A 13506-nucleotide genomic window follows, 5' to 3' on the forward strand; every position below is an offset into this window, starting at 1 on the left:
CACCCCCTTGAGCCCCCGGACCCTCCCCTTGACCGGCGCCGCCGGTCAAGGGGAGGGTGGTGCGGTCGGGGGAGGGACGGACCGGTCACCTCACCCCGTGGGCCCGGGGCAGGCCCCGCGTCGCCTCCCACTCCCGGGCCGGCGACCACAGACCGCCGCCGCCCGTGCCACCGTCACCGCCGTACCCGCCGGACGCGGTCCACCAGCCGGGGCGGTGGTCCGCGACCCGCCGGATCCCGACCGTGTACGTCCGGGTGTACGCGCCGTTGGCCGAGGTCACCGTGATCGTGCGGGTGGTCAGCCGGGAGCGGGACGACGAGAGCGTGTCACTGCCGTCGGTCACCTTCACCCGAGCGCCCGGCCCGGCCGCCTCGGCGCCGACGGACGGGATCCTCCCGTGCTGCGGCCAGTCCACGACGTACGTGCTCACGTCCGGGTCGAACCCGTCCAGCGCGACCCCGCCCACGGTGATCGCGGAGGCGTCGGCCCTGCTCGCCTTCGTGGCGTCCGTCACGCCGGTCACGGTGACCGACCCGTCGGGGTTCACCCGCACGTCGGCCGCCATCGCCGCCGCCAGGTTGATCCGCTGCCAGCCCGGCCCTCCGGAGGCAGTGAGGTCGAGCGGGTACCCGGAGTCCGTCGCGGTCTGCTCCAGGACCTGGGCGCGCTGCTCGGCCGTGAGGTCCGGGAAGGCCGTGACCAGCAGCGCCGCCGCGTCGGCCGGCACGTCGAGGGCCTGCCCGCCCGTGCCGGTCCGGGAGAACCCGTAGGTCAGGCGCCGCGTGTACAGGTCCACGTCCTGCGCGGTGCTCAGCCCGGCGTAGGGATCGCCCGCACAGGCCGTGAGCGTGGCGCCGTAGCCCTCCTCCTCGCACCGCGCGAGCAGCACGCTCTCGATCTCGGTGTGCGCCTGCCGCAGCAGTTCCGCGAACCCGGGGTCGGCCCAGCGGTGCGCCACCGTCGCCTGCGCGGTCATCCGGCCGCCCATGACGTCGAGCGGGTAGTGGAACCCGAGCACGATCCGGTTGTCCCCGTACTCCGAGGTGCGGGCGAGGATCGACGGGGCGAGGTCGGGCAGCAGCGTGGCGAGGATCGTCCCGGCCTCGTAGCCGCCGTAGGTGTGGCCGCTCGGGTAGGAGCCCTGGCCCGCGAGGCCGCTGTACGAGCTGTCCTGCGACTCGTAGACCGCGCCGCCGTCCCCGGCGAAGCCGAGCCGCACGTAGGGCCGCAGGTACTGGTAGTGGTTCTTCGCCGCGTCGTGGGTGTCGAGGTTCTCGGTGACGCGGGAGAACAGGGCCTTCGTCTTGGGCAGCCGGCCTTCCTCCAGGGCGGCGGCGTACAGCGGGCCGAGCCGGGAGCCGAGGCCGTCGGCCATCGTGACGGTGGCGCTGTGCGACGCGTCCACCTCGGCCCGGCCGACCTGCTCCCGCGTCGCCGCGTTGTTGATGCCGACGGTGATCGTGTCGTTCTCCGCCGTGGCCGAAGTGCCCTCGCTGTACTTCTTGTTGGCGCCCAGGGTGCCCGGGCCCAGGTCGTCGAAGCCGCTGAGGAGGCGGGTGAACCAGTCGCTCCCGTCGTCGGTCGCGGGCCAGGCGTCCGACGGGTAGGCGGCGTCGAGCACGTCGTCCGGGAAGGGGGACGGCTCGTACTCCGCGGCGCCGGACCCGGCCGTGGCCGCGGCCCGTGTACCCGGGGAGCCGCCGGAGTCGCCGGAGTCGCCGGAGTCGCCGGCCAGGGTCACCGCGGTCACGGTGGCGGTGTGGGCCTTCGCCCGGCCCGCGGTGGTGAGCAGCGCCGTGCCGGAGGTGCCGGGCACGTGCGCGGTGGTTCCGTCGTCGAGCGCCACGGTGTAGCCGAGGACGGGGAAGCCGCCGTCCCCGGCCGGCCGCCAGCTCACCCGGACCCGCTTGCCGTCGGTGACCACACCCGTCACGGTCGGTGCCTGGGGCCTGTTGTCACCCGTGACGGCGGGCTGCGTCGGCGCGCTCCAGGGGGAGTCGCCGAGGGCGTTGACCGCGCGGACCCGCGCCGAGTACGACGTGCCGTCCTTGAGCCCGGCGAGCACCGTGCTGCGGCTGTCCGGGTCGGCGATCTCGACCTGGTGACCGCCGCTGAGCGTGACCTCGTAGCCGGTGACCGGTGAACCGCCGTCGTCCCCGGGGGCGGACCAGGTGACCTTCACACTGGTGCCGGAGGAGGCCGCCGACACGGCACCGGGTGCGCCCGGCACGGTTGTGCGCTTCGTGGTGAGCGCCCGCATGGCGCCGTCGAGGGCCGTGTGGCGCGCCGTGAGCGTGCCGTCCGTGGCCGTGTCGTCCGACAACGCCGTCCTCGCCGCGGTGAGTGCGGCGGTGAACGCCTTCCAGGATGCCTGCGTGTAGCGCTCGTCGGCGAGGGCGGAGGCGGTGGCCACCAGGTTCTCCAGCCGCAGCCGCGGCAGGGGCACCAACTGGTTGGCGGCCAGGGTCAGGCTCCGCGTCCGCAGGTCCGCGTCGAGCTGCGTGGCGTCGCCGGCGGCGAGCAGGTCGCGGGCGGCGGCCAGTTCGCGCCGGAACACCCCGAAGTCGACGGTGCCGTACCGGTCCGCGTCCTCGGACAGTCCCGCGTACTGCTCGACCGCCTTCCGCAGGGCGGACAGGTCCGTCTCCGCGGGCGCCCGGACGTGGGCGAAGGTGACCTGGCCGAGGTTGGCGACGTACGGGTGGGAGGAGTCCGCGTGCGTGGTCAGCCGCAGGTGCACGGCGTGCGTGCCGGTGACCGGCGCCGGAAGGGTCAGGCTGGTCGTCCCTCCCGACGACCACGAACCGCCGGTGACCGGCAGGGGAACGGTCGCGTACGGCGTGCCGGGGTCGTCCGCGTCGAAGGCACCCAGGTAGAGCTGGACGGCGGAACCGGTGCCGCACCGGGCGGAGTTGTTGACGTAGGTGAGGGTGAGCGTGTTCTTGGGGGAGTCGCCGAAGTCGACGTCCCCGTAGTCGAGCCAGGCGCCGTCGTAGGTGCCGCCGAGGCTCGTGGCCGACCCCGCGCCGGTCCAGGTGGCCGGCTCGCTCTTGAGCCCGCCCCCGCTGCTGCCGCGGAACGCGGTGGCGTCGAACACCACCGGGGCGTCCGCCTGCCGCGTCAGGGTGAGCGAGTGGACGTTGGCGACGTAGGGCTGGGCGTCGGTCTGGGTGCTGGAGACGAAGACGGCGAACACGTCCTGGACGCCGCCGAAGACGTCCGGGTCGAGCCGGACACTGGTGGTGGCCACCGTGCCCCAGCCCGAGCCGGTGTACTCGAGCGGGATGCCGACGGCCGCCGGACCGTCCTTCGCGCCCAGGCGCAGCTCGATGTGCGAGTCCGGCGCCGCGCGGGAGCGGGGCTTGTCGTAGCTGACGGAGAGGGTGTCGGCACCGTCGCCGAGGTCGGTGTCCCGCCACCGGGCCCAGGCACCGTTCGTCACGTTCTCGAAGACGCCGCCTGAGAGCTTCAGGGGAAGCGAACCGTCCCCGGTCTCCGTGGCGTTGGCCGTGGTGAGGGTGGCCAGGGTCGTGACCGGGGAGGACGCGGCGGGGTCCTCGGGCGAGAACTGGTACCAGTCGAAGTTCGACACCCACTGCCGCCCCGACGGGGCGTGGAACACGAACGTCGCGCCCGCCGCGTCCAGCAGGGCCCGCGGGTCGGTGACGGCCGCCCGGACCGTGGTGTAGTACTGCCAGCCGCCGGTCCCCGGCAGGGAGACGGTGGCGACGACCGGTCCGTCGGCGTCACCGGCGTGGACGTCGACGCTGCTCGGTTCCGCGGTCGGTGCCTGCGCGTTGGCGTAGCGCACGGACAGGCTGCGCGGGGCGACCCCGCCGAAGTCGAGGCCGGTGTACTGCTCCCAGGCGCCCTCGGTGACGCCGCCGAGGTCGCCGTCCGAGTAGTACGCCTCCTTCACCAGGCTCGGACCCTCCATCCGGTCCGGGTCCTCCGCCTGGAGGACGGCGTAACCGCCCTCGTCCAGGGTGAGCGCGTCGATCGCGGACCGCAGCGCGTCGTGCGCCGCCATGAGCGTGCCGGTGGGCGAGTCGGGGTCGGCGAGGACGGTCCGGGCGCGTTCCAGCGCCGTACGGAACAGGCCGTAGGAGCCGTCGGAGTAGTTGCCCTCGCGCACGAGGGACGCGTCGTCGACGAGGGAGCCGAGGGTTCCCCGGTGCACCGCGGCGGCGGAGAGCAGCAGCGGGTCCGTCACGGACACGCCGGCCCCGGTCACCGTCGAGGCCGGAATGCCGCGCGGGAAGGCGCGGTCGCCGAAGACGATGCCGAGCCGCGCGTCGGTCCTCGTCGTGCCGGTGAGCCGCAGCGACGCCGTGCGCCTGCCGGTGACCCGGAGGTCGCCCTCGACCCCCTCCGGGAGGCCGGTCACGCTCGCCGCGCCGGTCCCGGTGAGGCTGGTCCCCGGTCGCGCGGTGAACGACGCCCTGCCGGACAGGCGCAGCCCGATGCTCGCCCCGACGGTGCCGTCGGCGGCGGTGCCGACGGTCTCCGGGCGGGCGGAGACGACGGTCGTGCCGTTGCCGGGGCCGGTGCCGTCACCGCCGTCGCCGGTGTCGGTGCTCAGCGAGTACGCGGGCTCGGTGCGGGAGCCCCAGGACGACGGCCTGGAGCCCATGTCGAACTCCAGGGTGCCGCCCGCGACGATCTGCGCGTAGTCGAGCCAGGTGTTCGAGAACCGCTTGCCGTTGAGCTTCGCGCCCTGCACGTAGTAGTCGCGCGCCGAGACGCCGTCGGCCTTCACGGTGAACGTGGCGCCGTTGGCGTAGCTGATCGTCGTGGAGTCGAAGAACGGGCTGCCGATCTGGAACTGGCTGGAGCCCGCCGTCACCGGGAACAGCCCGAGGGCGGCGGCGACGAACATCGTCGACATGGTGCCGGCGTCGTTGTCCATGGTCGGCAGGAAGCCGTCCGGTGCCAGTTCGTACGCCCTGGTCTTCACAGGCGGCCGGAACTCGCCGCCGGAGCTGGGGGCTTCGTCCGTGGAGCCCGTGGCGATGTAGCGGTTCCAGGTCTCGTCCGTGTAGATGGCCCGCACCCACTTCTGCGTCAGAGCGGGCTCGCCGACGTAGTTGAACAGGTAGGGCGCCTGGAGGTCGATCTCGTTCGCGTTGGAGTGCAGCATCGTCGAGCCGTCGTCGGCGTCGGAGTCCTCGCCGAACATGTGCCGGATCGCCGCCCGGCCGGCCTTCTCGCCGCCCATGGCCTCGATGAGGCCGCCCATGTCGTACGCGTCGTACCAGTGGTACTGCCACAGGGTGCCCTGGTAGAGCCGGGCCTCCTCGAACTTCTCGTGGTCGACGTCCTGCCAGTCGCCCTTGCCGTCGCGCGGCGTGAGCAGCCCCACCTCGGTGCCGTCGGCCGCCGTCCAGGCGCCCGGCTTCACCAGGTGGTCGATCGCCATGGTCGCCTGCTCGCGCAGCTTGTCCGCGTCCGCGTCCTCGCCGAGCGCGTCGGCGATCACGGACAGCGCCCACTGGTCGTAGCCGCGCTGGACCGTCGTACCGGGATCACCGGCGACGTACCCCTGCCGCAGCTCGGTCCCGGTGTAGTGGCCGGTGTACGACTTCAGCGCGGGGTACGCCTCGTCGAGCCGGTCGAAGTCCTTGAACCCCTTCGACAGCGCGTCCGCGATCACCACCGCCGAGCGTTCCCAGCGCACGGTCGGCACCGAGTGGGTGAGGCTGCCGAGGCCCTTGCCCGAGGCGTGCGCGTCGGCGAAGAGAACGATCGCGGACTGCACCATGTCCCGGTACGCCACCGGGTCGATGTAGGCCTCCACGGAGTACTTGCGGAAGTCGTCCCAGGTGGACCAGCCGTCGTAGTACGTGAAGCCGTTCGCCTCGTGCACGGCCCCGTCGGCACCGCGGTAGGTGCCGCTGGTGCTGGTGGCGTTCACCGGCAGCGCGTACATGCGGTACAGGTGCGTGTAGAACTGCTTGGTCAGCGTCGAGTCCGGGTCGGCCTTCTTCGACGCCTTCACCGCGACGGCGCCCAGCGTGCGGTTCCAGTCCGCCCTCGTCCGCTCCCGCACGTCCTCGAAGCTGCGGCCGGCCACCTCCTCGTGCTGGTCGACGGCGGCCTGTTCGGCGCTGACCGGCGACAGGGTGACGCGCAGTTCGACGTCGTCGCCGTCGGCCGGGTCGAAGCCCAGGACCGCGCCGGTGTCGGTGCCGCTCCGCGCGGTCGCGTCGCCGAGCGTGCCGTCCTCGCCCCAACTGCGCAGCGACGTCACGGGAACGTTGGTGGTGGCGTAGTAGTACAGGCGGTACGAGGCGCCGTTGAACGACCCGGCGACGAGTCCGCTGAGCGCGGTGGTCCCGTCCTTCAGCTTCGTCGCGTCCAGCGTCGCGCGGGTGCGGCTGGTGAAGTTGTTGGCGAGGTCGAGCACGAGCTGGGGCCGCGCTCCCGCGGGGAAGCGGTACCGCTGGAGCGCCGTGCGGGTCGTCGCGGTCGTCTCGGCGTCGATGGTCCCGGCGGGGGAGCCGAGTCCCACCCGGTAGGAGCCGGGGGAGGCGGCCTCGTCGTCGTGGCTGTACGGGTGCGCGTAACTGCCCGGTGCCGGGCGGCTGTCGTACTGCTGCGAGGTCGGGACGACCAGCAGGTCGCCGCCGCCGCCCGAACCGCCCACGCCGTCCAGGTTGGTGGCGGTGAACCCGGCGATGTGGTCCTCGTCGTAGTCGTACCCGGAGTGGTTGCGGTCCGGGGTGGTCATCGGGTTGACCTTGGCGAGGCCGTGCGGGGCCTGGGCGCCGGGGAGGTCGTTGCCGTAGTCGCCGGCGGTGGACACGAAGGGGTCGACGAGCTCGGTGTAGTCGGTCCCGCCGGTCGCCGTGCCGGCCGCGGCGGAGGTCTTCGCGACGGGCACGGCGACGGCGGTGCCGCCGCCCGTCAGCGCGGCGAGGCCGAGCGCCCCGGCGAGCACCGCGGCGACCGTGGACCGCAGGGCGCGGGGCCCGGCCTGCCGTATCGGCGGTCTCTTGGATCTGTCGGGCATGACGAGCACGGACCCTTCCCTGTGGGACAACGTTGTCAAGCGGCAACCGGAGCGAGCGCCCCGGGGTGAACGCCTCCGCCATCACATAGGGAGAAGTCATACAACGGGGAAACGGAGTTCGTACAGAGTCCGCGCGTGCGCCGGGCGTCAGCCGACCGCCTGGGTGCCGATGACGGAGAGCAGGCGCAGCTTCTCGTGGCTCTCCGAGCCGGGATCGGCGGTGTAGACGAGGAGTTGGTGCGACTGGTCGGGGTCGACGAGGGACTGGCAGTTCAACTCCAGCGCCCCCACCTCGGGATGGCGGAAGTGCTTGACCCGGCCGGGCCTGACGCCCACCTCGTGCGTGTCCCACAGGCTCCTGAACTCCTCGCTGCGTTCCAGGAGGAGGCCGGCGTAGTGGGCGGCGCGCGAGTCCTGCCCGCGCAGGGTGACGACCCGGCGCAGCCCGGACGCGAACATCCGGGAGAGCAGGTCGTGGTCCGCCGGGTCGTACAGGTCCCGGGTGGCCGGCAGGGTGAACCAGCGGTAGCCGATGCTGCGTTCCGGTCCGCGGAACCGGGTGGTGTCACCGGTCAGGGCCACCCCGAGCGGGGACTGGCGCAGGGTCTCGCCGAGTTCGGTGACGATCTCGGCGGGGGTGTCGGCCAGACGGTCCAGGATGCGCAGCAGGCCCGGGCCGACGTGCTCGCCGGCCGAGCCCCGCACGGGCGGGTTGTGCCCGGCCAGCCGGAACAGGTGGTCGCGCTCGTCCAGGGACAGGTGCAGGCCCTGGGCGATGGAGGCGATCATCTGCTCCGAGGGCTGCGGGCCGCGTTCCCGCTCCAGGCGCGCGTAGTAGTCGGCCGACATGTGGCACAGCGCCGCGACCTCCTCCCGGCGCAGCCCGCTGGTCCGGCGCCGGCGCCCCCGCGGGAGCCCGACGTCCTCGGGCTGCAGCAGCTCCCGGCGGCGCCGGAGGAAGGCGGCGAGCCCGGTCCGGTCGATCTCCATGGTCCCTCTCCTCGCGTGCCGCTTCCCCCGTCCCCTCTTTCTACCGCCGCCGCGGCACCGCAGCCACGGACCGCCGATCCCCCTCTCCGGTGCCCCGCATCCCTCCGGACCACCCGTGAGAGGGGCGCCGGCCTGCGACGACGCCGCTGAAACGCCGTATCCACGCCCTGCCGGTCAGTGGACCGGCGGGCCCTGCACCCGGCCGCGGAAGCCGGGCACGCTGGGAAACGGCGACGACGCGACGGTGACGCGACGGCCGAGGCGGCACAACGTCCGAAACGGCGTCCGGAAGGACAACGCGACCGGCGAGCCGACGCCACGAGTGAAGCCACGAGTGAAGCCACGAGTGAAGCAAAGACACCGCGAGGGAGCGAACCAGTGCCACGCACCGACTTCGACATCACCGTCCCCGACCTGGCCGGCACACGCGCGGTCGTCACCGGCGCCAGCGACGGGATCGGGCTCGGCATCGCCACCCGCCTCGCGGCCGCCGGTGCGGAGGTGCTGCTGCCGGTCCGCAACCCGCGCAAAGGGGATGCCGCGCTCGACGCCATTCGCGCCCGGGTGCCCGGCGCGGCCGTCTCGTCGCGCGCGCTGGACCTGTCCTCGCTCACGTCCGTGGCCGAACTGGGCAGGACCCTGCTCGCCGAGGACCGCCCGATCCACCTGCTCGTCAACAACGCCGGGGTCATGACACCCCCCGCGCGGCAGACGACCGCGGACGGTTTCGAGCTGCAGTTCGGCACCAACCACCTCGGCCACTTCGCCCTCGTCGCCCACCTGCTCCCGCTGCTGCGGGCCGGCCGGGCGCGGGTGACCTCGCAGATCAGCGTCGCGGCGAACCGCCACGGCATCAACTGGGACGACCTGAACTGGGAACGCTCCTACGACGGCATGCGCGCCTACAGCCAGTCCAAGATCGCGCTCGGCCTCTTCGGCCTGGAACTCGACCGCCGCAGCGCGGCCGGCGACTGGGGCATCACCAGCAACCTGTCCCACCCCGGTGTCGCCCCCACGAGCCTGCTCGCCGCCCGCCCCGAGCTGGGCCGCGCCAAGGACACCCTGGGCGTGCGCGCCATCCGTGCCCTGTCCTCCCGCGGCATCCTCCTCGGCACCGCCCGCAGCGCCGGGCTCCCCGCCCTGTACGCGGCCACCTCGCCGGACGCCGGACGCGGTGCCTTCTACGGCCCGGGCGGCCCCGGCCACCTGGGCGGCCCACCGGCCCGGCAGAAGCTCTACAGCCGCCTCCGCGGCCCGGACGAGGCCCGCCGCACCTGGGAACGCTCCGAGGAACTGACCGGGGTGCGGTGCGGGTGACGGGCGGTGGGGGCGGGGTCGGGGTGTCGTGGTCGTGGGGACACGGCATTCCCCTGCGGACGTCTGTGATGTCGGCCGGACCGGCCGGAGTTCCCGAACACCGAGGCCGCCCATGCGCTTCACCACCCGCCCACCCTCCAGTGCACCTTCGGCATGGAGGCCCCGGGGTCGGGTCGCTGACCTGGGCTTTTGTTGCTCATTGAGTCCCTGACGTGCGGTGATCCTCCTTTCCGCGTCTTTCGGTGGGGTACCGGGCTATGCCGCCGGAATTCCCCAGAGCCTCCCCAGCGACGAAGAGACTCCCCAGCCACTCCCCAGCCACTCCCCAGGCGGAGTAGCGGGGAGCACTGTCGGAATGCCACTCATCTGGGGCCTCGAAGTTGGCCGGAGGCAGAGGCGAAGCAGAGCTGTGGCCAAGGCAGAGGCCGCCGCCAGTGAAGAACGTCGAGCGCCGGGCCGCGTTGGTTTGTACCTGGTCCGGATTCTGGCGAGTGGTCTGTGGCGTTGGCGAGTGCGATCGCACCCGCACACCCGACGGGACGAGGGTGCAGGCCCCTCCCATCGACACCCGGGTCATGCAGAGCAGCACCTGGGGTCGGCCCTCAGCTGTGCCTGGGTCTTCCTCACGCAGCGCGCCCGGACCCCCGTTATCTCAGGGAGTCGGTCCGGGCGCTCGGCGGCGGTGTGTCATCCGATGGCGATGCGGTCCTTCCAGTACGAGCGGGCGGTGATGATTTCCGTTCCTGCGCCGGGGAGTACGTCGGCTTTTCCGGCGTAGACCCGGACCGAGCCGTCCGCGCGGACGGTCCAGACGTCGGGGACGGAGTCGCCGGTGACGTCGGGGGTACCGAGGATGTGCGGGATGGAGGCGCGGGACCAGCCGCCGCCGGAGTACGCGATGTCGGCGCCGCCTGCGGAGTTGGCTCCCGAGGCCAGTGAGTTGAGGTCGACGCCGCTGCCGGAGGCGTTGGCGATACCTTTGCGGAGGCGGAGGGTTTTGGCGGTGTCGGACCGGTAGATCAGGTCGGCGACTCCGTCGCCGGACACGTCTCCGACGGTGACGATGTCCCGCTCGTCCCAGAGAGTCGAGGTCAGCCGGGTGGCGCTGCTGATCGTGGCTCCGTGGTACCCGACCAGTGCCCACAGTTCCGTGCCGGCACGGGCGAGGAAGTCGGTTTCTCCGTCACCGGTGATGTCACCGGCTGCCATGATCTGGTCCATGGACGCGGGTGATGGGGCGCCGGCCGGGAGGAGGATCTCTCTGCGTTTGTCGATGTTCACCGCGCCGTAGCCGTCGCCCGGGTAGACCCACAGCTTCCCGCCGACCCTGACGACGAGGTCCTGGAGGCCGTCACCGCCGTAGATGTCACCGTTGTGGGTGATCAGGGAGTCCTTGAAGTGGCCGGAGGGCGCGGCGACGAACGGCGGTAGACCGTCCTCCGAGCCCGGGTCCTTGGCGGGATTGGTGCGGTAGGCGCCGGGCATGGAGTAGTCGAGGTCGCCGCTGGCGCGGGTGAGGTCGGGTGTGGCCTGGGACGGGTAGAGGGCGAGGTTGCCCGCGGCGGTCACGACCATGAGGTCGGCGAGGTCGTCGCCGGTGAAGTCGCCGGCGCTGTCGGCTTCGTCGCGCGGGCTGACGTAGAAGAAGTAGAGGGCCGGGGTTGAGGCGTTGCCTGCCCCGTCGACAGCGCGGATGTAGAGGACGTTGGGGCCGGCTGTCGGGGGTTTGGCTCCGGTGATGGTGGTCGGGGTGGTGACGGCGGTTCCGGCGGTACGGCTCTTGGAGAAGTTGTAGTTGGAACCGTTGAAGGAGTATTCGAAGCGGACGGTGTCGGTGGAGCCGGCGTAGACGGTGAAGGAGCCCGCGGTACCGAACTTCAGCTTTGACCAGTTGGCGTCCTCTGCGTCGTTTCCGAAACCGTTCTCCGAGCCGTCGGCGTCGGGGAAGTCGGTGGAGGTGACTTTGGGACGCTTGGGTGCGGTGGTGTCCAGGACGAAACGGCAGGGCGTCTTCGCCGGCGAGTAGCCGGAGGTGGCGCCCTTGTCGTCGACGCTGCGGACCCGCCAGGAGTACAGGGTGCCGTTGGTCAGTTTGCTGGTGGGGAAGGCGGGCGTGGAGCGCAGGGCATCGCCGCCGGCACTGCCGGTGGACACCTTGCCCGTGGAGCCGAGTATGTCGCCGGTGGTGCCCCACTTGCCGGTGGGCCAGAGGTCGAAGTCCAGGTAGTCGAGGTTGCTGTCCTTGTCCTTGCCTCGTGCGGTGAAGGTGACGCTGCCTGCGCCCATGCGGACGTACGGTTCGGTGGTGGTGCACTTGGCGTCGGGGGACAGGTCGAGGTTGGTGGGGGACGAGGGGCGTCGGTTGTAGACGAGTTCGAGTGCGGGGCCGTTGTCGCCGTTGGCCTGGAACTTCTTCCAGGCGTACTGTGATTTCTCGTCTCTGGCGCGCATCCCGAAGGTGATTTTGGAGCGGCCGAGGTCGGCGTAGTTCTGTGCGGCCTTCTTCACGTCGAAGGTCTCGTAGGCGTCGCGGCAACTGGATTTGTAGCCGTGCGCGAAGCTGCGGGTCTGAAGTTTGTTGCCGTCGGTCAGTTTCGGGGCGTTCTTCCAGTTGGTCTTCTTGTTGATCGCTCCGGTGACGTGAACGCTCATGGACCGGGCGCTGCAGGACCAGGAGTACGTTTCCAGCAGACGCAGCTTGGCGCTGCTGATCTTGGCTCCCTTGAGGTTCTTGTCGAAGTTCATGTTGAAGAAGGAGCGGGATGTGCCCCAGGTGTCGGACTCGAAGCCGACCCGGGCCTCGTGGGTGCCGCCCTTGTTGAAGCCCTTGCCGTTGTAGAAGGTGGCGTTGGGATGCCGGCTGTAGGCGGTCGTCCAGTTGTCCATGTGTTTGGTGACGGACGGGTCGACGAAGACCGGGTAGGTCGTCTCCGGATCGTTGAGGAAGTTCAGGTCCGGGGTGATGACCCAGTTGTCGCCCGAGAGGCCGGACTCCACGGTGTTGCCCAGTGAGTCGGGTGACGGCCCGTCGAGCAGCGGGAGCGAAAGGGTCGCTGCCGAGCCCGTCTGTGACGGGCCGGGGGTGGGTTCGGCGGGGGCGGTGGGTGTGGCGGTCTCCGACGGTGTGACCTCAGGGCCGTCGGTGGGCGAGGGCAGACTCGGGGCTTCGGATTCCCGGTCGGTCTGTTCGTCCGACTCGGCGTCGTTCGTGGCTTCTTCGGCCGGTACCGGCTCCGGTGTCCAGGACTGCGAGTTGCCGGGCTCGGGGCTCTCCGAGCCGGTCGGCTGGGCCGTGGCTCCGACCTGTCCGTCGGTGACGGCGGGCTGGCCGGTGGAGTCCCACATCAGTGGGGTGCCGGAGCTGGCCACCTCGGTGCCGTAGAAGGTCTCGGCCGTCAGGACGCCTGAGAGCGGGGCGAGGCGGAAGGTCAGGTCTTCGGAGGTGATGCCGTAGGAGAGCTGCTGCACCAGCGGGTTGGCTGCGGCCGCGCGGTTCTTCAGGACGAGGAGCTGGGCGAAGCCGTCGTTGTCCGCGGTGAGCACCAGGTCCGCGCCGGGGAAGATCTCCGGGTACAGGGCGCGAGAGCCGTCGATGATGGGAGCGGGGACCGGGCCCGGCCAGGTGAGCTGGATGGCGTATTCACCAGAGTCGCCCACATAGAGCGTGACAAGATCGCTCGCTCCTGCTGCGGTCGCGGCTGGAGCATCTCTTGCCAGCGATACACGCTGCACCCCGGCTCGGGAGGCTCGCTTGGGGGTCTGCTTGCCTGAGCCTGCGGTGAACACCATCCGGGTGCTGGTGGCCGTGGTTTCCCAGCCTGCTTCGCTGCGCCGCAGATCGGTGTTGATCGTGCGCCATTCGCCGTCCTTGTGGACTCGGACCGGCGAGGCGTGGAATCGGGTGGCGAGCTGGCCGTCGGGGCGGGCCCAGGTGGTCGAGTGCTCGGTGCGGTCTGCTGTGACCTCGACCTGCTTGCCTGTGCGGGCGGCTCGGACGAAGGCGGCGCTCTCCGTCACCGCCTTCGCCCGCTGAGGCTTGGTCGGCTGTTGTGCGTCGGAGCCGTGGAACCCGGCATATCCGATGCCGGTCGCTGCGACCGCCGCGGCGAGGGCGAACACCAGGGTGCGTCGTCCGGGCATGCGGAACTGTCTGGTTGGCATCGTGAGAGGTCCCCTTCCCCATGCCC

At 71.6% G+C, this 13506-nt stretch carries 4 protein-coding genes; 1 reads left to right on the forward strand and 3 read right to left on the reverse strand.

Annotated features, from left to right (window positions below; all coding sequences use genetic code 11):
• Nucleotides 1-85 precede the first annotated feature (85 nt).
• On the reverse strand, nt 86-7012 hold the full coding sequence (locus tag IG88_RS0105825) for a glycoside hydrolase domain-containing protein (protein ID WP_031035707.1): 6927 nt from the start codon (nt 7010-7012) through the stop codon (nt 86-88).
• A 147-nt stretch (nt 7013-7159) separates the two neighbouring features.
• The gene (locus IG88_RS0105830) at nt 7160-8002 is read right to left on the reverse strand and encodes a helix-turn-helix transcriptional regulator (RefSeq protein WP_031035709.1); all 843 of its coding nucleotides are present in this window, start codon (nt 8000-8002) and stop codon (nt 7160-7162) included.
• A gap of 378 nt (nt 8003-8380) precedes the next feature.
• Here IG88_RS0105830 and IG88_RS0105835 point away from each other — a divergent pair, with 378 nt between their 5' ends.
• On the forward strand, nt 8381-9319 hold the full coding sequence (locus IG88_RS0105835; RefSeq protein WP_031035711.1) for an SDR family oxidoreductase: 939 nt from the start codon (nt 8381-8383) through the stop codon (nt 9317-9319).
• 687 nt (nt 9320-10006) lie between these two features.
• Here the strand turns inward: IG88_RS0105835 and IG88_RS0105840 are convergent.
• Nucleotides 10007-13480, reverse strand: a complete 3474-nt coding sequence (locus IG88_RS0105840; protein ID WP_031035712.1) for a DNRLRE domain-containing protein — start codon at nt 13478-13480, stop codon at nt 10007-10009.
• Nucleotides 13481-13506 lie beyond the last annotated feature (26 nt).

Origin of the sequence: Streptomyces sp. NRRL F-5650 (genome assembly GCF_000721365.1) — a bacterium.
GTDB classification, from domain to species: Bacteria; Actinomycetota; Actinomycetes; order Streptomycetales; family Streptomycetaceae; genus Streptomyces; species Streptomyces ardesiacus.